Annotated in this window: 20 protein-coding genes; 11 read left to right on the forward strand and 9 right to left on the reverse strand. The window is 73.2% G+C overall.

The window, feature by feature from the left end:
* Positions 1 to 232: 232 nt before the first annotated feature.
* Together ACWD01_RS31040 and pip are read right to left on the reverse strand one after the other, a co-directional pair.
* Entirely contained in the window at positions 233 to 1,210 is a 978-nt protein-coding gene (locus ACWD01_RS31040; protein ID WP_451166454.1) for an SCO0930 family lipoprotein, read from the reverse strand.
* A gap of 218 nt (positions 1,211 to 1,428) precedes the next feature.
* Positions 1,429 to 2,391 (reverse strand): prolyl aminopeptidase, encoded by a 963-nt coding sequence (gene pip / locus ACWD01_RS31045; RefSeq protein WP_451166456.1) that lies wholly within the window; start codon positions 2,389 to 2,391, stop codon positions 1,429 to 1,431.
* Between the two features lie 56 nt (positions 2,392 to 2,447).
* Here pip and ACWD01_RS31050 point away from each other — a divergent pair, with 56 nt between their 5' ends.
* Positions 2,448 to 2,993 carry a MarR family transcriptional regulator gene (locus tag ACWD01_RS31050; protein WP_451166458.1) on the forward strand — a complete coding sequence of 182 codons (546 nt, stop codon included), beginning with the start codon at positions 2,448 to 2,450 and terminating at the stop codon, positions 2,991 to 2,993.
* A 168-nt stretch (positions 2,994 to 3,161) separates the two neighbouring features.
* Positions 3,162 to 3,668: a hypothetical protein gene (locus ACWD01_RS31055; protein ID WP_451166460.1), complete on the forward strand. Its 507-nt coding sequence runs from the start codon at positions 3,162 to 3,164 to the stop codon at positions 3,666 to 3,668.
* A gap of 130 nt (positions 3,669 to 3,798) precedes the next feature.
* Here ACWD01_RS31055 and ACWD01_RS31060 read toward each other — a convergent pair whose 3' ends face one another.
* Positions 3,799 to 4,350, reverse strand: a complete 552-nt coding sequence (locus ACWD01_RS31060; RefSeq protein ID WP_451166462.1) for a hypothetical protein — start codon at positions 4,348 to 4,350, stop codon at positions 3,799 to 3,801.
* A gap of 311 nt (positions 4,351 to 4,661) precedes the next feature.
* On the opposite strand from ACWD01_RS31060, the gene ACWD01_RS31065 reads away from it, so the two are divergent.
* Positions 4,662 to 5,309, forward strand: coding sequence for a class F sortase (locus ACWD01_RS31065; protein WP_451166464.1), 648 nt, complete (start codon positions 4,662 to 4,664; stop codon positions 5,307 to 5,309).
* A 7-nt stretch (positions 5,310 to 5,316) separates the two neighbouring features.
* On the opposite strand, the gene ACWD01_RS31070 is transcribed toward ACWD01_RS31065, so the two are convergent.
* A complete protein-coding gene (locus ACWD01_RS31070; RefSeq protein ID WP_451166466.1) occupies positions 5,317 to 6,150 on the reverse strand; it encodes a polysaccharide deacetylase family protein in 834 nt (277 codons plus the stop codon).
* 157 nt (positions 6,151 to 6,307) lie between these two features.
* On the opposite strand from ACWD01_RS31070, the gene ACWD01_RS31075 reads away from it, so the two are divergent.
* Complete coding sequence (locus tag ACWD01_RS31075; protein ID WP_451166487.1) at positions 6,308 to 6,766, forward strand: universal stress protein; 459 nt, start codon at positions 6,308 to 6,310, stop codon at positions 6,764 to 6,766.
* 18 nt (positions 6,767 to 6,784) lie between these two features.
* Here the strand turns inward: ACWD01_RS31075 and ACWD01_RS31080 are convergent, their stop codons facing one another.
* From ACWD01_RS31080 to ACWD01_RS31090, 3 genes are read right to left on the reverse strand one after another with little or no spacing between them, the layout of a single operon-like run.
* Positions 6,785 to 8,026: a CapA family protein gene (locus tag ACWD01_RS31080; protein ID WP_451166488.1), complete on the reverse strand. Its 1,242-nt coding sequence runs from the start codon at positions 8,024 to 8,026 to the stop codon at positions 6,785 to 6,787.
* Positions 8,027 to 8,031: 5 nt separating this feature from the next.
* On the reverse strand, positions 8,032 to 8,331 hold the full coding sequence (pspAA, locus tag ACWD01_RS31085) for a PspA-associated protein PspAA (protein ID WP_451166468.1): 300 nt from the start codon (positions 8,329 to 8,331) through the stop codon (positions 8,032 to 8,034).
* A gap of 41 nt (positions 8,332 to 8,372) precedes the next feature.
* Positions 8,373 to 9,176, reverse strand: a complete 804-nt coding sequence (locus ACWD01_RS31090; protein ID WP_451166470.1) for a PspA/IM30 family protein — start codon at positions 9,174 to 9,176, stop codon at positions 8,373 to 8,375.
* Positions 9,177 to 9,448: 272 nt separating this feature from the next.
* Between ACWD01_RS31090 and ACWD01_RS31095 the strand changes: the two genes are divergently transcribed.
* The 3 genes from ACWD01_RS31095 (at position 9,449) to ACWD01_RS31105 (ending at position 12,035) form a co-directional block, all read left to right on the forward strand.
* Positions 9,449 to 10,048: a DUF3043 domain-containing protein gene (locus ACWD01_RS31095; protein WP_451166472.1), complete on the forward strand. Its 600-nt coding sequence runs from the start codon at positions 9,449 to 9,451 to the stop codon at positions 10,046 to 10,048.
* Positions 10,049 to 10,119: 71 nt separating this feature from the next.
* Positions 10,120 to 10,857, forward strand: coding sequence for a class I SAM-dependent methyltransferase (locus ACWD01_RS31100; RefSeq protein ID WP_451166490.1), 738 nt, complete (start codon positions 10,120 to 10,122; stop codon positions 10,855 to 10,857).
* Positions 10,858 to 10,937: 80 nt separating this feature from the next.
* Positions 10,938 to 12,035 carry a S1C family serine protease gene (locus ACWD01_RS31105; protein ID WP_451166474.1) on the forward strand — a complete coding sequence of 366 codons (1,098 nt, stop codon included), beginning with the start codon at positions 10,938 to 10,940 and terminating at the stop codon, positions 12,033 to 12,035.
* A gap of 308 nt (positions 12,036 to 12,343) precedes the next feature.
* On the opposite strand, the gene ACWD01_RS31110 is transcribed toward ACWD01_RS31105, so the two are convergent.
* Positions 12,344 to 12,547 (reverse strand): hypothetical protein, encoded by a 204-nt coding sequence (locus tag ACWD01_RS31110; RefSeq protein ID WP_356891637.1) that lies wholly within the window; start codon positions 12,545 to 12,547, stop codon positions 12,344 to 12,346.
* 95 nt (positions 12,548 to 12,642) lie between these two features.
* Here ACWD01_RS31110 and ACWD01_RS31115 point away from each other — a divergent pair, with 95 nt between their 5' ends.
* Together ACWD01_RS31115 and cobT are read left to right on the forward strand one after the other, a co-directional pair.
* Positions 12,643 to 13,842, forward strand: a complete 1,200-nt coding sequence (locus ACWD01_RS31115) for a bifunctional adenosylcobinamide kinase/adenosylcobinamide-phosphate guanylyltransferase (RefSeq protein WP_451166475.1) — start codon at positions 12,643 to 12,645, stop codon at positions 13,840 to 13,842.
* A 60-nt stretch (positions 13,843 to 13,902) separates the two neighbouring features.
* Positions 13,903 to 14,991: a nicotinate-nucleotide--dimethylbenzimidazole phosphoribosyltransferase gene (cobT, locus tag ACWD01_RS31120; protein WP_451166476.1), complete on the forward strand. Its 1,089-nt coding sequence runs from the start codon at positions 13,903 to 13,905 to the stop codon at positions 14,989 to 14,991.
* Between the two features lie 27 nt (positions 14,992 to 15,018).
* Here the strand turns inward: cobT and ACWD01_RS31125 are convergent, their stop codons facing one another.
* Entirely contained in the window at positions 15,019 to 15,774 is a 756-nt protein-coding gene (locus ACWD01_RS31125; protein WP_451166478.1) for a hypothetical protein, read from the reverse strand.
* Between the two features lie 34 nt (positions 15,775 to 15,808).
* Here ACWD01_RS31125 and ACWD01_RS31130 point away from each other — a divergent pair, with 34 nt between their 5' ends.
* Together ACWD01_RS31130 and ACWD01_RS31135 are read left to right on the forward strand one after the other, a co-directional pair.
* Entirely contained in the window at positions 15,809 to 16,645 is an 837-nt protein-coding gene (locus ACWD01_RS31130) for an adenosylcobinamide-GDP ribazoletransferase (protein ID WP_451166479.1), read from the forward strand.
* Positions 16,646 to 16,913: 268 nt separating this feature from the next.
* Positions 16,914 to 18,425 carry a leucyl aminopeptidase gene (locus tag ACWD01_RS31135; protein WP_451166481.1) on the forward strand — a complete coding sequence of 504 codons (1,512 nt, stop codon included), beginning with the start codon at positions 16,914 to 16,916 and terminating at the stop codon, positions 18,423 to 18,425.
* Positions 18,426 to 18,548 lie beyond the last annotated feature (123 nt).

Consider the following 18,548-nt stretch of genomic DNA (forward strand, 5'->3'; position numbering starts at 1 on the left):
TCGCCACGGGGGAGTTCGGCCGTGTTCATGGCCGGCGTTCGAGCCGAGGCTACTGATCGCCCGCCAAGAGGGCGACCCCAAACGGAAATTAGCGGTCCGTTCTTGGTCACACCTGCTCGTCACTCGCCCTTGGCAACAGACTTCGTCACATCCGCCGCGCACATGCGTCGGCCCGCCGTCGCGCGCGGGGCGTGACGGCGGGCCGGCGCTGGCCGGAGGCGCAGCGTGGGGACTACTGGGGCGCTCCGACCGGCTTGCCCTCGGGTGAGACGGCGTACCAGGTGCCGCCGACGCCCTGGCCGTTGGTGTCACCGGGCTTGGCGTCGCCCTTGAAGGTGTAGATGGGCCAGCAGTCGATCGTCTGCTGGACGATCCCGTCGGGGCGGTCGAAGGTGACGTTGCCCCGCTCGGAAACCTTGATGCCCTTGATGTCGTTCTTCTCGACGGGCGCCACGACGGGCCACTTCTCCAGACACTCACCGGTGCAGGCGGTCTTCATGGGCCAGGCGGAGTCCTTCATGAACCGGTAGACGGTCATGCCGTTCTTGTCGACCACGATCTCGCCGAGCTTCGGGTCCTTGCGTACGGAAAGCCCCGCGAGGTCGGCCGGCTCGGCGGCCTCGTCGCCGCCGGCCTCGCCGCCGGCGCCCGGCGCGGCCTTCTTGCCGTCGGGTGCGGCCGCGTACCAAGTGCCGCCGATCCCCTGCCCCTTGACGTCGCCGGCCTTGGTGTCCTTGGCGTAGCGGTACATCGGCCAGCCGTCGATGGTGAGTTGCTTGGTGCCGTCCGCCCTGGTGACCTCGCCGATCAGGGAGGGGTCGACGCCGGGTGCGGCGGAGGCGCCGCCGGCCGCCACGACGGGCCAGGTCTTCGCGCAGTCGCCTTCGCAATTCGACTTCGGCGGCTTGGCGGTGTCCTTGTCGAACCGGTAGAGGGTGAGGCCCGCGCTGTCGGCGACGACCTTGCCGAGCTCCGCGCTCTCCCAGACCGCGAGCTGGCCGGCCGGCTTGGCGGCGGCCGCCTCGCCGCCGGCGGCCTCGCCGTAACCGGCGTCGGAGCCGTAGCCGTTGCCGGGCTGTGCGGCCGGGTTGGCCGCGCCGACCGCCTGACCGTTGGGTGTCTCGGTGCCCTGGTCCTGACCGCACGCCGTCGTCAGCGCGAGTACGGCCGTCGCAGTCACCGCGAGCGAGGCGTTCCGCCAGGTGTTCATGTCCACTCCCGTAGTTCATCCATCCGGTCCGGCGCCACGAGTGCGCCGTTCATGGCTCTAGGTACGGGCGGGAGGGCAGCGCGTGTTCAACCGCTTTCAAAAAATCTTCGGCGCCACGACCCCGAAGGGTTGAAATCCCCCTTCCAACAGGTGAATTCCGCCCAAGTGGAACCGCCGAAGAAATGGCTGGATCTCAACTGCCTCGACAAGCGCGCCAGTCACTCGGTGTACCGGAATCGTTCCAGAGCGCCGATGACGAGGCGTCGCGTCGTGGCGCTTCCCTTGTGACCCGAGTCGTCCACGACCACCAGTTCCGCATCGGTCCAGGCACGGCCGAGTTCCCAGGCGGTCTCCACCGGTGAACTCAGATCGAGCCGGCCGTGGAAGAGCGTTCCGGCAATTCCATTCAGGCGCCCCGCGTCGCGCAGCAGCGCCCCTTCCTCGAGCCACGCGCCGTGCGCGAAATAGTGGGCCGCGATCCGCACCAGCGCGATCCGCGCCTTCGAGGGCCGGCCGCTGTAGACGTCGGGCGCGCCGTTCGGCTCCAGGGACAGTACGGCGTCCTCCCAGCGGCACCAGTCGTCGGCGGCCTTCTCCCGCACCGCGCGGTCGCCGCTCTCCATCAACCGGGCGTACGCGGCCACGAGGTCGCCGTCGCGCTCGGCCTCGGGGACACCGGCGCGGAAGCGGTCCCACTGTTCGGGGAAGAAGCGGCCGACGCCCCGGTAGAGCCAGTCGGTCTCCCGCCGCCGGGTGGTGGTGACGCCGTTGACGACGATCTCCGTCACCCGTGACGGATGGCGCTCGGCGTAGGCCAGCAGCAGCGTCGAGCCCCACGAGCCTCCGTACAGGAGCCAGCGCTCGATCTCCAGGTGCTCGCGCAACCGCTCCATGTCGGCGACCAGATGTCCGGTGGTGTTGTGCCGCATGTCGGCGGCCGGGTCGGCCGCGTGCGGTGTGCTGCGTCCGCAGCCGCGCTGGTCGAACAGCACGATCCGGTAGGCGTCGGGGTCGAAGTACCGCCGCATCCGGGGGTTGCAGCCGGACCCGGGCCCGCCGTGCACGACGAGCGCCGGTTTGCCCCGCGGGTTGCCGCACACCTCCCAGTGGACGAGGTTCCCGTCGCCCACGTCCAGCATTCCCTGCTCGTACGGCTCGATCGGCGGATACAGCTCTTCCATGGCCCGACGCCCTCCCGGCTCACCCACAAGTACAACAGCGCTGTTACATTATCCCCGTGCCCACGCCAGACCAAGACGCCCGAGATCAGGACGCCCCGCCCCTCGGCAGCCACACCCCCTCCCCCGGCCCCGAGTTGCTCGGCACCCGCCTGCGCCTCCTGCTGGCCCAGCTCGACGCCGGCGTGGCGGCCGTCTACGAGGACCTGGGCCTCGAAGGCGTCCGCCCCCGCTACGCCCCGGTCCTGCGCGCACTGGCCGCCGACGGCCCCCGCTCGATCCGGGACCTGGCGGCGGCCACCGGCGTGACGCACTCGGCGGCGAGCCAGACGGTGGCCCAGCTGGTCAAGGACGGCCTGGTGACGGTCGGGCCCGGCAGCGACGGGCGCCGGCGCATCGCGTCCCTCACCGCGCGGGCCGAGTCCCTGCTGCCCGCGCTCGACGCCGAGTGGCGGGCGACGGCCGCGGCTGCGGCCGCCTTCGAGGCCGAGCTCACCTTCCCGCTGAGCGAGCTGATCGGCGAGGCACTGGAGGCCCTGCGCCGGCGGCCCATGCGCGAGCGCATCCTGGACGCGGCACCCCATCTCACCCCGCCCGGCTGCTGAAACCCCGACACGCCCGTCGCCCCCCTGCGCGGATCAGCGAAATGACCCGTTTGCCCTACACCGATCGCGGGGACCAGACACCCCTTTTAGCGTTTCGGTGATCGAGGTGCATTTTCCGACCCCTGCGGAAATCGTTCCGCGACTGCTCCTCGGGACCGGAGGACCACCATGCGCGCGATACGTGCCGCATCCGCCGCTCTGCTCGGAGCGGCCGCACTCGCTGTGACGGCGGCCCCCACGGCCATGGCCGTCAACAACACGCCGTACGACTTCAATGTCACACCCTCGACCGTCGCGGCGGGCGGCCGGGTCACGCTGACCGCGGGCGGCTGTCCCAGCAGCACCACCGTCACCTCCGCCGTGTTCGACACCGTCAGCGTCCCCCGCAACGGCGCCGCGACGGCCGTCGTCGACTGGGACGCCAAGCCGGGCGCCGTCTACACGGTGCAGTTCAACTGCGTCGGACGGATCGGCACCTTGAACCTCACGATCTCCGGCACCACCGCCAGCCCCACGCGGACGACCACCCCGCCCGCGGGCGTCCGCGGCGGCATCGGCGGTAGCTTCGAAGGCATGAACGCCGCGGAGATCGCCGCCGGCGGTGCGCTGGTCGCCGCCGCGGCCACCGCGACGGTGCTCGTCGTGCGTCGGCGGTCGGCCGACCGCCGACACTGATGGCCGCGGCCGCGCCGCTCCCCGCACATCGCCGGTGCCCCCGCCACAGGCGCCGACCGCCCGTCGCCCCGGGTCCTGTTCAGGACCCGGGGCGACGGGCGGTGCCGGCCCGACCGGGAGGTTCAACCGGTCAGGCCGGACCGCCGACCGTGCGACGGCGGCGGACGATGAACAGGCTGCCACCCACGGCCGCCGTGGCGACCAGGCCCGCGCCGATCGCCATCTCGACGTCGGTCGGGCCGATCGAACCGCCGAGACCGCCCGTCGCGGCGCGGCCGGGCAGCACCCTGAACGAAGCCGTGGCGGTCTGCGGGCTGTCGTTGCACCTGACCGTCAGGCTGTAGTTCCCCGGGGTCGCGTTGTCGCGGACCCGGGCCGTGGCGACCGACTCGCCGCCCCTGTCGCCGCCGGCCCGCTCCCTGTCGTGGTCACGGTCGCGGTCATGGTCGCGGTCGCGGTCACGGCTGGAGAGCGTGGCGTCCGGGAACGCGTTGGAGCTGACCACACCGCCACGGTGGCAGCCGTCGACGGTGATGGTCAGGATGCCGCCCTGGTGGACCGAGGACGGGCTGACCTGAACGTTCCTCGGGCCGTCGCCGCCACCGGCGACGGCCATGGGAGCGCACAGTCCGACGGCCGCGAAAGCGGTCACCGTCGCTGCGAGAGCGTGTGAGGCACGCATCGTTGAACCTCCAGAAGGAAGACGCCCCAAAGCGGCGCTCCGGGATGATCGACGAGTACGTCTTCCATGACGAACAATCACCCGATGGTGCTTTCGTCGCATTTCGGTCTTGGTCCACCCCGGTGAGCCGACACGCCGACGCAACGCTCCCCGACCTGACGGACGCGCAGGTCACGGGCCGTCAGAAGCTTTATCGGGCTCCTTACCCGGATGGGGCATCCCGACTGGCACCGGCCACCCGTTCGCGCTTCCCCCCTCGCCGGAGCCCCGCACCCCGCTTAGCGTGCCCCCAAGCGCGCGAAGGGAGAACCATGGGCCAGGACAGGTACGGCTGGGAGCCGAGGAGGCGCTCACCCTGGGGCGTACTGGCTCTGGCGATGCTCACCGGCATCGCTCTGGTCAAGAACGGTGTGGACGTGGGTCTCGGACCACCTCAGCCCGCGGCCGCCGCGTCACACGCCAGGGCGGGCGAGGTGTTCCTGCCCGTACCGCTGGAACCGCTGCCGTACGCGGCGGCCAAGCGGGTGCGCATCCCCTCCATCAAGGTGGACGCCCCGATCGTGAACGTCGGCCTGGACCAGGACGGCTGGGTGGCGGCGCCTGAGCCGCAGGACCCCAACCTCGCCGGCTGGTACCAGAACGGCATCTCCCCGGGCCAGCGGGGCACCGCCGTCGTCGTGGGCCACGTCGACAACCAGGCGGGCCCCGCCGTCTTCTACGGCCTCGGCTCCGTCAAGCCGGGCCACCGGATCGAGGTGCCCCGCTTCGACGGCCGCGTCGCCGTCTTCGAGGTCTATGGCGTCGAGGTCTTCTCCAAGCACGACTTCCCCGGCGTCCGGGTGTACGCCGACACGGGCCAACCGGAGCTGCGGGTGATCACCTGCGGCGGCGGATACTCCAGGGCGGACGGTTACGACGGCAACGTGGTCGTCTTCGCCCGGATGGTCAAGGCTACCTGACGGCACGTCAGCGGCGCGGCACCGTGATCCGGTAGCCGTCGTCGAGCAGCTTCGGCAGATAGCGGCGCAGCGCCGCGACGCTCTGCGAGCGGTTGCCGCCCGCGTCGTGCGAGAGCACCACCACGCCGGGGGCGGCGCCGCTGAGCACCCGCCGGACGATGGTCGTGGTGCCCGGCCGGGTCCAGTCGAGGGTGTCGAGGGTCCAGCCGAGCGGCTCCATGCCGAGCTCGGCGCCGATCTCGAACGAGTGCTTGTTCCAGGCGCCGTAGGGCGCGCGGTACCACAGCGGCGCCTCGCCCAGGGACCTCTCGATCACCTCGCTGGTGCGGCCGAGCTGGTCGCGGATCCTGGACGGCGGCAGCTTCGGGACCAGCGGGTGGGACCAGGTGTGGTTGCCGACCACATGGCCGTCGTCGGCCATCTCGCGCAGTAGGTCGCGGTTGACGGTCGCCATCTCGCCGCACACGAAGAACATCGCCCGCACCCCGTGCTCGCGCAGCACGGCGAGAATGTCCGGGGTGTAGCGGGGGTCGGGGCCGTCGTCGAAGGTGAGTACCATCGTGCGGCCCATGTCCGTGACCTCGAGGAAGGGCCGCTCGCGCACCGGCGGCCTGGCGCGCCGCAGGGCGGGCACCGCGTACGCCGCCAGGGGCCGCAGCCGGTAGGAGGTGGCCGCCGGCGGAGGGGCGGCCTGCGGGCCCCCGGCCGTCCCGGCGGCGGGTGTGCGTCCGGGGGTCTCGGCCCGCTCGCTGACGAGCAGGCCGCCGACGGCGGCGGCGCCGAGGCAGGCGGCAATGCGGAACACCGAGCGGCGGCCGGGTGGCGACTGATCCTTCGTCATGGGCCACTGCTCGCACGACCGCCGCCGTGACGGGTTGATCAACACCGGTTGTCCCGGTGAAAGCACCCGATGAGAGCAGCGCGCGGAGGCGCGGCGCCGCCCCGCCCCGGCCCGGCCGGCGTCGTCGGCCTCGTGGGTGAGCGGCGTGGGTAACCTCGTGGGTGTGACAGCGCACCGGTTCGAACGGGGCACCGACGGCCCGAAGGTGATCGTCGCCGGCCTCGACGGCTCCGACTCCTCGCTGCGCGCCGCCGCGTACGCGAGCGGTCTCGCCCGGCGGCAGAACGCGCTGCTCGCGATCGTCTACGTGCAGCCGGTGATGCCGGCGGGGGCCGCCCTGGGGATGCCGGTCCCGGACCCGACCGGGGAGATCGCCGAGGAGCTGGTGGAGGAGGTCCGGGCGGCGGCCGAGCGGGTGCACGGGATCTGGGACGTCCGCTGGGAGTTCCACACCCGCCGCGGGGATCCGTACGCCGGGCTGGTGGCGGCGGCGGAGGAGCTGCGGGCGGACGCGGTGGTGGTGGGCGCCTCCGAGTCGGCCGGGCACCGGTTCGTCGGATCGGTGGCGGTGCGGCTGGTGAAGGCCGGGCGGTGGCCGGTGACGGTGGTTCCGTAACCTCGCGGAAACCCGTGGTCAGCGGCCCATGGTGAGGCCGTCCCGGTCCGCGCCGCGGCCGAGGACCGCCTCGGTGACGGCCTGCTGGGCGGCGGCGTAGTCGGCGCGGGGGCCTTCGCGGCGGATCGCGTCCGGCAGGTTGACGACCCGGCCGGCGGCAGTGTCCATCCACTGGGGGATGTACTCGGCCTTCGTGACCTCCCACCGAGCGCCGGGGGCGGCGGGCGGCGAGAAGGTGAAGCGGGCGAGGGTGCCCTGGTTCCCCCGGGGGTCCTGCTCGCCCCAGTGGTTGATCATGTCCCCCGCGATCTGGTCGCCCATGCCGTAGACGACCCAGGTGCCGTTGACCTTCTCGTACGCCTGGGGCACATGGGCGTGGGTGCCGAGGATCAGGTCGATGTCGGGGCGCCCGCCGGTCGTGGAGGCGGTGAGGGACCGGCCGAGGTCCAGCTGTCGCCGGTCGGGCTCGGTCTGCCATTCGGTGCCCCAGTGGAGGCTGACGACCACGACGTCGGCGCCGGCGGCCCTGGCGGCGCGGGCGTCGGCGACGACCCGCCGCTCGTCGAGGAGGTCGACGGCCCAGGGCTGTCCTTGTGGCGGCGGGATGTCGTTGGTGCCGTAGGTGTAGGCGAGGTGGGCCACCCTGGCGCTGCCGGCCGTGAGCCAGGCCGGCCGGTCCGCCTCCTGCGGGGTGCGCGCGGAGCCGGCGTGCTTGACGCCCGCGCGGTCGAGGGCGTCCAGGGTGCGCCGTACTCCGGCGGCGCCGTCGTCGAGCGTGTGGTTGGAGGCGGTGGAGCACGAGTCGTAGCCGGTGTGGGCGAGTGCGGCGGCGATCTCCGGCGGGGACTTGAAGCTCGGATAGCCGGTGTAGTGCCCGTTCTCCCCGTAGACGGTCTCCATGTGGCACAGGGCGATGTCGGCGCGGGAGACGACCGGGCCGACCCCGGCGAGCATGGGGCGGAAGTCGTAGCCGTGGCCGCCGGCGTCGAGCCGGGCCCGGTCGATGACCGAGTCGTGCGGCAGGACGTCCCCGCTGGCCACCAGTGTGAAGCCGCGGGGCGCGGCGGCGGCGCCCGGGGCCGCGGGGGGGGGGGGGGGGGGGCCCCGGGGGGGGGGGGGGGGGCCGCCCCCCGCCCCCGGGGGGGGGGGGCCCCCCCCCCCCCCCCCCCCGGCGATTGAGGCCACCGCGCGGAGCGCGGTACGGGGTCCGGGGCTTGCCCCGGCTCGGGAAGGGGCGGGTAGGGGAACAGCCCGCCGCAGGCGTGTCAGTCGGGAAGGGACGCGTCCGGCGCCGGGATCAGGCCGTTGTCGCCCAGTAGTTCCCGGACCTCCTCCAGCGTCGCCTCCGACGCAGGGAGGATGAGCTCGGACGGTTCCAGCGAATCGTCCGGCAGCGGCTCCCCCAGATCGCGGACCTTCTCCAGCAGCGCGTGCAGGGTCTGGCGGAAGCCGGTCCCGTCGCCGCTCTCCATCTCCGCGAGCAGTTCGTCGTCGAGCTTGTTCAGCTCCGGGAGGTGGCTCTCCGCCACCTCCAGCTGACCCTCCCCCATGATCCGTACGATCATGACGAGTCCTTACTCTCCATCCGTACCGTTCCTGCCGGCCGTCACTGCTTGTCGAACTTGTGCGGGCTGCTCTGCGACTGCGGCTGCGTGGCGTCCGTAGAGCCACCGGCGCCGCCCTCGATCGCCTGCTGCGGCGCCGAGCCGCCGGCCAGCTCCGCCTTCATGCGCTGAAGCTCCAGCTCGACGTCCGTACCGCCCGAGAGCCGGTCCAGTTCCGCCTGGATGTCGTCCTTCGCCAGGCCGGACTGGTCGTCGAGCGCGCCGGAGGCGAGGAGTTCGTCGATCGCGCCGGCCCGCGCCTGGAGCTGGGCGGTCTTGTCCTCGGCACGCTGGATGGCGACGCCGACGTCGCTCATCTCCTCCGAGATGCCGGAGAAGGACTCCGCGATCCGGGTCTGCGCCTGCGCCGCCGTGTACGTGGCCTTGATGGTCTCCTTCTTGGTGCGGAAGGCGTCGACCTTGGCCTGCAGCCGCTGCGCGGCGAGCGTCAGCTTCTCCTCCTCGCCCTGGAGGGTCTGGTGCTGCGTCTCGAGGTCGGTGACCTGCTGCTGCAGCGCGGCACGGCGGGAGAGTGCCTCGCGAGCCAGGTCCTCACGGCCGAGCGCCAGCGCCTTGCGGCCCTGGTCCTCGAGCTTGGAGGACTGTCCCTGGAGCTGGTTGAGCTGCAGCTCGAGGCGCTTGCGGGAGGTCGCCACGTCGGCGACGCCCCGGCGGACCTTCTGCAGCAGTTCCAGCTGCTTCTGGTAGGAGTAATCGAGGGTCTCGCGCGGATCCTCGGCCCTGTCGAGGGCCTTGTTCGCCTTCGCGCGGAAGATCATCCCCATACGCTTCATGACACCGCTCATGGGCTTCGCGCGCCCCCTTCTGACGGACTACGGCTTCAGCACTCCAACTAGAACCCAGCGTACGGGCCCTGCATCCATTACCGCACTGTTCGAGCGCGGATGCGCTCATCCCCAAGGACGACTGCGGACGGCTCCGATCCGGCGCAAGGAGTAGGTGACGGTCAGGGAAGCTGTGCCTGTCGCCCGTTCTGTCCGATACGGACACACGCCGTTGCGGGATCGTTCCCCTCCGGGGTGGGGTCCATGCCCCGCAACCCGTACCCTTGGGTTTTGTGTTCCGTAGCCGTTCCAACGAAGAGAAGGCCCCCACCGCGAAGGTGACGGCGGACCTCTCCAAGCAGCCCCGCGACCCCGAGGCCCCCAAGGGTCGCCCGACGCCGAAGCGCAGTGAGGCCCAGGGCCAGCGCCGCCGTGCATCCAGCGGCGCGCCGCTGGACCGTAAGGAGGCGATGAAGCGACAGCGCGAGGCCCGCCGTGCGGACCTGGCCAAGCAGCGCCAGGCCCTCGCCAGCGGTGACGAGCGCTACCTGCCGGCCCGTGACAAGGGTCCGGTGCGGCGCTTCGTCCGCGACTTCGTCGACTCCCGCTTCTGCGTGGCCGAGTTCTTCCTGCCGCTGGCGGTGGTGATCCTCGTGCTGAGCATGGTCCGGGTCGCCCAGCTGCAGAACATCGCGCTGCTGCTCTGGCTTGGCGTGATCGTGATGATCGTCATCGACTCGGTCGGTCTCTCCATCCGCCTGAAGAAGCAGCTGCGCGAGCGCTTCCCGAACGAGCCGAAGCGCGGCGCCGTGGCCTACGGCCTGATGCGCACGCTGCAGATGCGTCGGCTGCGGCTGCCGAAGCCGCAGGTCAAGCGCGGAGAGCGGCCCTGAGCGCCGATTCCTCGCAGGCCGGCGGCTTCACTCCGGAGGCGTCCGCGAACTGGCTCGCCGGTGCGGGCGGACTGCGCAACACCGTCCGTCAGGAACTCGTGGCCCGTCAGCTCGAGGAGCAGATCACCTCGCGCTACCCCGTCGGCCAGCGGCTGCGCGTGCTCGACGTCGGCATGGGCCAGGGCACGCAGGCCCTGCGGCTGGCGCGCGCCGGGCACACGGTCACCGGGCTGGAGTCCGACCCCGTGATGCTGAAGGCCGCCCGTGACGCCCTGGCGGGCGAACCGGCCGGGATCCGGGAGCGCGTCCGGCTGGTGGAGGGCGACGGCCGGGACACCGGTGTGCACTTCCTGCCGGGCAGCTTCGACGTGGTGCTCTGCCACGGCGTACTGATGTACGTCGAGGAGCCGGACGGCCTGCTCGCCGGCCTGGCCCGGATGCTCGCGCCCGGCGGGCTGCTGTCGCTGCTCGTACGCAACGGCGACGCGCTCGCCATGCGGCCTGCGGCGGCCGGTGACTGGCAGTCGGCGATGGAAGCCTTCGACACGAACGTCTACACCAACCGGCTCGGCGTGCGCGTACGGGCCGACCGGCTCGAGGCGCTGACCGCCACCCTCGCCGGGATCGCCGCGCCGCTGCACGCCTGGTACGGGGTGCGCGTCTTCACGGACCACGTCGGCAACGATGTCGAACTCCCCGCCGCGGACGAACTGCAGCAGGTCCTGGCCCTGGAGGACCGCGCCGGCCGCACGGACCCGTACCGGGGCGTGGCCGCGCTGCTGCACCTGTGCGGAGTGCGCAGGGTCTGACGGCCTCCGCCAGGCCCTGACGCCCCTGATCGGCGGCGTACCGCAGGCACCGGCCTGGGGGCAAAAGGGATACTCCGGGCATGGACGCATCCCCCCGTTCCCACCGCCCGGGTCGGCGGGCCCTCCACCTGCTGCTGCCCACGACCGCCGGGCTCTGCGTGCTCGCCCTCGCGGGCGGCTGCTCGCCGACCGCCGGGCCGGCGCCGTCCGCCCCTTCCACGCAGGCCGGGGCCCGCGCCGCCGCGCCGGCCGCGGCGAGCGAACTCGAGGACGACTACCAGGAAGTCATCGAGAACGTGCTGCCCTCCGTCGTCCAGATCGAGTCCGGTCGGAGCCTGGGTTCCGGCGTCGTCTACGACGACAAGGGACACATCGTCACCAACGCGCACGTCGTGGGCAGTGGCAGACGTTTCAGCGTCACCGTCGCCACCGGCGAGCAGCCGCTGACCGCGACGCTGGTGTCGTCCTTCCCGGAGCAGGACCTCGCCGTCATCAGGCTCGACCCGGTCCCTCCGGGGCTCAAGGCGGCACGCTTCGGAGACTCCTCGAAGGTCGCGGTCGGCCAGATCGTCCTGGCGATGGGCTCGCCGCTCGGCCTCTCCAGCAGCGTCACCCAGGGCATCGTCTCCGCCGTCGGACGCACGGTCACCGAGAGCGGCGACGGCGGCGGCACCGGCGCGACCCTCGGCAACATGGTGCAGACGTCGGCGCCGATCAACCCCGGCAACAGCGGTGGCGCGCTCGTCAACCTGAACAGCGAGATCATCGGCATCCCGACGCTCGCCGCGTCCGACCCCGGCCTCGAGGGCAGCCCCGCGCCTGGGATCGGCTTCGCGATCCCCGTCTCGATGGTGCGGACGGTCGCGGACCAGATCATCAAGTACGGCGAGGTCCGCGACTCCGGCCGGGCCGCCCTGGGCATCACCGGCCGCACCGTGCTCGACGACGACTACCGCCCGTCCGGCGTGGCGGTGGTCTCCGTGGCGGAGGGCGGCCCCGCAGAGAAGGCGGGGCTGCGGGCGGGCGACATCATCACGAAGATCGACGACACCCGGATCACGACGATCACGTCCCTGGCGGAGGCGCTGGCGTCACGACAACCGGGCGAGACGGTGTCCGTGACGGTGGAGCGGGAGGGAGCGGGGCGGGTGGTGCGGGTGGTGCTGGGCGAGCTGTGACACGGGGTCCGCTGCGCGGGGCGTGCTCCCCTACCCGCCCCTTCCCGAACCGGGGCAAGCCCCGGGCCCCGTACCGCGCTCCGCGCGGTGCCCTCAATCTCCCCCTACGGCCTGGCGGCCGTGGGAGATACCCCCACCAGGCCGGGCTGGATTTCGCTCCGCGAAATCAGCCTCGGCGGAGATTGAGGCGCGGGTCCGGGCAGAGCCCGGTTTCGGGAAGGTGGGGGTCCCCCGCGGCCGCCAGGCCGCAGGGGGAGGGTAGGGGACAAGCCCGCCGCAGGCGCCCCCGCCCCGACCCGCCGTCCGCGTCAGGACTCGTGGAGGCTCATCGGGCCGTAGATCTTGGCGCCGTCCTCGGAGAGGACGACCTGGTCCGCGCCGCCCTCCTGGAGTTCCCGCCAGTGCTCGCCGATCCAGGACTCCGCGTCGCCCTGCGTCGTGAACTCCTCCGGCTCCACCGCCGGCGGCACCTCCGTACCGTCGGACTTCTCGAACCGCCACGTCCACGCCATGTGCGCCTCCCACGTCCCTAGGGCAAGCTGATCAGTTGCTGCCCGCAGCGTAGCCGGGCGCGCACCGCCCGGGGCGAGACGGCAGGATCAGAGGCGTGGAACTGACTCTGCTCGGCACCGGCGCGCCCGCCGGACTCCCCCGGCCCGACTGCCCGTGCGCCGTGTGCGCGACCGCCCGCGGGCCCGAGGCGCGGGCCGCGACCGCGTTGCTCGTGGACGGCGCGCTGCTTCTCGACCTGACTCCGGGGGCCGCGCTGGCCGCCGCCCGCGCGGGGCATTCGCTCGTGGGCGTACGGCAGGTGCTGCTGACGCACCCTCATGACGGGCCGCCGGTGGATCTGCCGGCCGGGCTGCCGACGGCGGGGAGGGTCCCGGACGGCCGGGAGTTGACGCTGATCAGCGGGCACCGGGTGCGGGCGCTGCCGATGGACCACCCGGGCACGGGGTACGAGGTGACGTCTCCGGACGGCGACCGGCTGCTGTATCTGCCGCCGGGCTCCGCCCCGGCCGGGCTCGCGGAGGGGCTGGCGGCGTACGAGATGGTCGTGGCCGACGTCGTGGGCCGCCCGGACGCGATCGCCCGGCTGCGGGCGTCCGGCGCGATCGGGGCGACGACGGACGTGGTCGCCGTGCATCTGGACCACGACGCCCCCGGCGGCCCTGAGCTGACCCGCCGTCTGGCGGCCGCGGGCGCCCGCGCCGTGCCGGACGGGACGACGCTGATCGTCGGCGAGTACCACGCGGTGCCGGACGTGCCCCGGCGGACGCTGGTGACGGGCGGGGCGCGTTCGGGGAAGTCGCTGGAGGCCGAGCGGCGGCTGGACGCGTTCCCGGACGTGCTGTACGTCGCGACGGGCGGCGGCCGGGACGGCGACGCCGAGTGGGCGGCCAGGGTCGCCGCGCACCGTGAGCGCCGGCCCGGTTCGTGGCGTACGGCGGAGACGTGCGACCTGGTGCCCGTACTGACGGAGGACGGGCCTCCCGTCCTGATCGACTGTCTGTCGCTGTGGCTGACGGACGCGATGGACAAGGCGGGCGCCTGGGACGACGAGCGGTGGGCCGCCGAGGGCGAGCGGGCGCTGCGGGAACGGGTCGGTGAACTTCTCGCGGCGGTACGGGCGACGCCCCGTACGGTCGTGGCGGTGACGAACGAGGTGGGTTCCGGGGTGGTCCCGGCGACCGCCTCCGGGCGGCGTTTCCGCGACGAACTGGGCCGGCTGAACTCGGCGTTCGCCGCCGAGTGCGAGCATGTGCTGCTGGTGGTCGCGGGCCAGGCCCTCGTGCTGCGCGGCTGACCCGCGAACAGGCCGGTACCGCACGGCTGGGCCGCGCCCGGTGCCGGTACTGTTCGGCGAATGAGCAGGCTGAATCTCGACGACTTCTCCGATCTGATCGAGCGCCCGGACAGCGGCATGCGGCGTGACGCCGAGGAACGCCGGGAACGGCTGGCCGTGCCGCCGGGGGCGCTGGGCCGCCTCGACGAGCTGGGCGAGTGGCTCGCCGCCGCGCAGGCGTCCGTACCGGTCAAGGCGGTCGAGCAGCCGCGCGTGCTGCTGTTCGCCGGTGACCACGGTGTCGCCGGGCTGGGCGTGTCCGCCCGGGAGCCGGGCAGCGCCCACCGGCTGGTGCGGGACGTGCTGGAGGGCGTGAGCCCGGTGGCGGTGCTGGCCCGCCGGCAGGGCGTGCCGGTGCGGATCGTCGACGCCGGCCTGGACTGCGACCCGGCGCTGCTGCCCGAGGAGGTGTCGCGGCACCGGGTGCGGCGCGGCAGCGGCCGTATCGACGTCGAGGACGCGCTCACCGCCGACGAGGTGGAGCAGGCCGTACGCCTCGGCATGGCGATCGCCGACGAGGAGGCCGACTCCGGGACCGATCTCGTCGTGCTCGGCGATCTGAGCGTCGGCGGTACGACTCCGGCGGCGACGCTGATCGCGGCGCTGTGCGGTACGGACGCCTCGGTGGTGACCGGGCGCGGCGGCGCCGGTATCGACGACCTGGCCTGGATGCGCAAGTGCGCGGCGATCAGGGACGCGCTGCGGCGGGCGCGGCCGGTGCTGGGTGACCAGTTGGAGCTGCTGGCGACGGTGGGCGGCGCGGATCTGGCGGCGACGACCGGGTTCCTGCTGCAGAGCGCGGTGCGCCGGATGCCGGTGATCCTGGACGGCGTGGTGTCGGCGGCGTGCGCGCTGGTCGCGCAGCGGGCGGCGTTCCGGGCGCCGGACTGGTGGCTCGCGGGTCAGGTGAGCGGCGAGCCGGCGCAGGCCAAGGCGCTGGACCGGATGGCGCTCAACCCGCTGCTCGACCACGGTGTGACGGTCGGCGAGGGGGCGGGCGCGCTGCTGGCGCTGCCGATGGTGCAGGCGGCGGCCGCGCTGGCGGCGGAGCTCCCGGAGCAGCCCGCGCCGCGGCCGGAGACGGAAGAGCCCGCGCCCGACGAGGCGTGACGCGCACCCGCGGGGCCGGCGGCGCGGTCACGGCTCGCGGGGCGGCACCCGGTCCGGCGTCCCGCCGATGAGGTCCTGGAACGCCCGGCGCGGCCCCGCCCAGCGCCGGTCGTGCCGGATCGAACGCAGTCGCGCCCGCGCCCGGGCCTTGGGACGGCGGCGGTAGAACCTGCGGGCCCAGTACGACTCGGGGCGCGCCAGCCGCAGCGCCCCGACGAGGGCCACCGCCGGCAGGAGCACACCGAGCAGGCCCATCCTCACCTTGCCCTTGAGGAGGGCGATCACGGCGAAGAGCAGATTGCCGACGACCGTGAGGATCACCGCTGTGCGGTTCTGGCGTTCGTCCGGGGTCAGTTCGTCGACGCCGAGCGGGGACGAGCCGCTGAGCACCAGCATCGCGAGGGCGGAGGCCAGCACGACGACCTCGACGCTCTGACGGCCCTGCTCGGTCCAGTAGACGTCGTCCAGATGGACGATCAGGGCGAACTCGTCGAGCACCAGCCCCGCCCCCACCCCGAAGAGGACCGCGAACACGGCGGCGGCGACGCCGTCCCGGCCGCTCCCCACGGCGCCGAAACCGCCGATCACGGTCAGGATGACGCCGGGCACCACATGGTGGATGTGCATTCCACCGGGGGTGACGTTCTTGAACGGCCCCCGGCCGGCCCTGATCAGCCTGGTGACCGTGCGGGTGAGCAGGAACGTGAGAACAAAGGAGGCCAGCGCGAGCAGCATCGGGAGCTTCCCCGGCTCCAGGATGTTGCGGTAGAACCAGTGACCCATGCCGCCTGCTTCCGTTTCGCCCGTATTACGCCTGATGCGCAATTTACCGGTGCGCGGCGCGGGCTACCCTCGCGCGGTGACTCCTCCGACCGCTCCCCGGGCCCTCGCGCACGGCATACGTTTCGCCTTCGGCACCCTGACCGTGCTCCCCGTCCACGTCACCCGCTGGGACCGCGGGGCCGCTCGCGCCGGGATGCTCTGCGCGCCGCTCGCCGGGCTGGTCGTCGGCCTGTGCGCGGCGGCCGCGGGCGGGCTGCTGGCTCTGCTGGGCGCGGGGCCGCTGCTCGCCGCCACGGCCACCGCGGCGGTGCCGGCCGCCCTCACCCGGGGCCTGCACCTGGACGGGCTCGCCGACACGGCCGACGGCCTCGGCAGCGGCAGGCCCGCCGCGGACGCGCTGCGCATCATGAAGCAGTCCGACATCGGCCCGTTCGGCGTCATCACCCTGCTGTTCGTCCTGGTGGCGCAGGTCGCGGCACTGGCGGAGCTGTACGGCCAGAGCTGGGCGCTCGGCGCGACGGCCGCGGCCCTCAGCGGCGTCACGGCCCGGCTGGCGCTCACCCTCGCCTGCCGCCCCGGCGTCCCGGCGGCCCGCCCCGAGGGCCTCGGCGCGGCGGTCGCCGGCGCCGTCCCCGTGTCCGGCGCACTCGCCGTGACCGCCCTGACCGCCGTCTGCGCAGCGGCCTCCGGCGCGCTCTTCGGCCCGTACGCCGTCCTGCACCACGCCCTCGCGGCGGCGGCCGGGCTGCTGGCCGCCCACCTCCTGCTGCGCCACTGCGTGCGGCGCTTCGAAGGCGTGACGGGCGACGTGTTCGGCGCGCTCGCGGAGACGGCGGGAACAGTGACGCTGGTGGCGCTGGTGCTCGGCTGATGTTCCGGCGTTCGCGGCGTCCGCGCCCGCCGTGCCGCCCACGACCGAACGGGCACGGTCCACCGGGAGCCCTCGGCCTGGTCGCCGTACCCCCGTGGCCACCTGCGGCGCTCTCTCCCGTTGAGGCCCACGGGTGTGAGCCGTGCGCGGGGCGCACCAACGCCGCCGTGAGTCGCGCGGGCGGCCGCGCGTAGGCTCTTGTCCCGTGTGAGGTGCCGATCCGCCTCGCCGGACCTTCAGAACTCAACGGAAGCGAGATTTCACCACCGTGACTGCTCTCACTCTCAGCACTGCAGGCGCTGCGACGCTGCGCGCCGACGCCCTCGTCGTCGGCGTGGCGAAGGGCGCCAAGGGCCCGGTCGTCGCGCCGGGCGCCGAGGCCGTGGACAAGGCGTTCGACGGCAAGCTCGCCTCCGTTCTGGAGACCCTCGGCGCCGGCGGTGGCGAGGGCGAGATCACCAAGCTCCCCGCGCCCTCCGGCATCAAGGCCGCGATCGTGCTCGCGGTCGGGCTCGGCGCCGCGCCCGAGGAGGACGACACGTACGGCACCGAGGCGCTCCGCCGTGCCGCCGGTTCCGCCGCGCGTGCGCTGGCCGGGTCCAAGAAGGCCGCCTTCGCGCTGCCCATGGAGTCCGTCGAGGACGCGGAGGCCGTCGCCGAGGGCGCGCTGCTCGGCGCGTACGCCTTCACCGCGTACCAGGAGGACGGCAACGGCTCCAAGAAGCCGCTCGGTGAGGTCGCCCTGCTGGGGGCCAAGCCCCGGGACAAGGCGTTCAAGGCCGCCGCGGAGCGCGCCGTCGCGCTCGCCGAGGAGATCAACCGCGCCCGCGACCTGGTCAACACCCCGCCGAACGACCTCACCCCCGAGGCCTTCGCCGCCGTGGCGACCGCCGCCGGCAAGGAGCACGGCGTCAAAGTGCAGGTGCTCGACGAGAAGGCGCTCGCCAAGGGCGGCTTCGGCGGCATCCTCGGCGTCGGCCAGGGCTCGCAGAACCCGCCGCGCCTGGTGAAGCTCTCCTACACCCACTCCAAGGGCGCCAAGACGCTCGCGCTGGTCGGCAAGGGCATCACCTACGACTCGGGCGGCATCTCCCTGAAGCCGGCCGGCCACAACGAGACGATGAAGTGCGACATGAGCGGCGCGGCCGCCGTGTTCGCCGCCGTCGTCGCCGCCGCGCGGCTGGGCCTCGAGGTCAACGTCACCGGCTGGCTGGCGCTCGCCGAGAACATGCCGTCGGGCAGCGCCACCCGCCCGGGTGACGTCCTGCGCATGTACAGCGGCAAGACGGTCGAGGTGCTCAACACCGACGCCGAGGGCCGTCTGGTGCTCGCGGACGCGCTGACGAAGGCGTCCGAGGAGAACCCGGACGCGATCGTCGACGTGGCGACGCTCACCGGCGCGATGGTGCTGGCGCTGGGCAACCGTACGTTCGGCATCATGGCGAACGACGACGCCTTCCGTACCGCGATCCACGAGATCGCCGAAGATGTCGGCGAGGCCTCCTGGCCGATGCCGCTCCCCGCGGACCTGCGCAAGGGCATGGAGTCCCCGACCGCCGACATGGCGAACATGGGTGAGCGGATGGGCGGCGGCCTGGTCGCCGGCCTGTTCCTCAAGGAGTTCGTCGGCGAGGGCATCACCTGGGCGCACCTGGACATCGCGGGCCCCGCATACCACGAGGGCGCGCCGTACGGCTACACCCCGAAGGGCGGCACGGGTTCGTCGGTCCGCACGCTGGTGAAGCTGGCGGAGCGCACCGCCGCGGGCGACTTGGGCTAGCGGAAGCCCTCCCGGTACCGCGCTCCGCGCGGTGGCCTCGATCGCCGGCGGGGCTCCGAAGGAGCCCCCCCGCACCAGGGGGAGATAGGTAGAGCGGGGGGGGGGGGAAGAGTGTGGTTGAAG

Source organism: Streptomyces sp. NPDC002835 (genome assembly GCF_053591995.1).

Bases quoted from the DNA above. Each gene is read 5' to 3' on its own strand.
- ACWD01_RS31040 (WP_451166454.1), bottom strand. From the start codon at position 1,210: ATGAACACCTGGCGGAACGCCTCGCTCGCGGTGACTGCGACGGCCGTA.
- pip (WP_451166456.1), bottom strand. From the start codon at position 2,391: ATGGAAGAGCTGTATCCGCCGATCGAGCCGTACGAGCAGGGAATGCTG.
- ACWD01_RS31055 (WP_451166460.1), top strand. From the start codon at position 3,162: ATGCGCGCGATACGTGCCGCATCCGCCGCTCTGCTCGGAGCGGCCGCA.
- ACWD01_RS31060 (WP_451166462.1), bottom strand. From the start codon at position 4,350: ATGCGTGCCTCACACGCTCTCGCAGCGACGGTGACCGCTTTCGCGGCC.
- ACWD01_RS31065 (WP_451166464.1), top strand. From the start codon at position 4,662: ATGGGCCAGGACAGGTACGGCTGGGAGCCGAGGAGGCGCTCACCCTGG.
- ACWD01_RS31070 (WP_451166466.1), bottom strand. From the start codon at position 6,150: ATGACGAAGGATCAGTCGCCACCCGGCCGCCGCTCGGTGTTCCGCATT.
- pspAA (WP_451166468.1), bottom strand. From the start codon at position 8,331: ATGATCGTACGGATCATGGGGGAGGGTCAGCTGGAGGTGGCGGAGAGC.
- ACWD01_RS31090 (WP_451166470.1), bottom strand. From the start codon at position 9,176: ATGAGCGGTGTCATGAAGCGTATGGGGATGATCTTCCGCGCGAAGGCG.
- ACWD01_RS31105 (WP_451166474.1), top strand. From the start codon at position 10,938: ATGGACGCATCCCCCCGTTCCCACCGCCCGGGTCGGCGGGCCCTCCAC.
- ACWD01_RS31110 (WP_356891637.1), bottom strand. From the start codon at position 12,547: ATGGCGTGGACGTGGCGGTTCGAGAAGTCCGACGGTACGGAGGTGCCG.
- cobT (WP_451166476.1), top strand. From the start codon at position 13,903: ATGAGCAGGCTGAATCTCGACGACTTCTCCGATCTGATCGAGCGCCCG.
- ACWD01_RS31125 (WP_451166478.1), bottom strand. From the start codon at position 15,774: ATGGGTCACTGGTTCTACCGCAACATCCTGGAGCCGGGGAAGCTCCCG.
- ACWD01_RS31130 (WP_451166479.1), top strand. From the start codon at position 15,809: ATGCGCAATTTACCGGTGCGCGGCGCGGGCTACCCTCGCGCGGTGACT.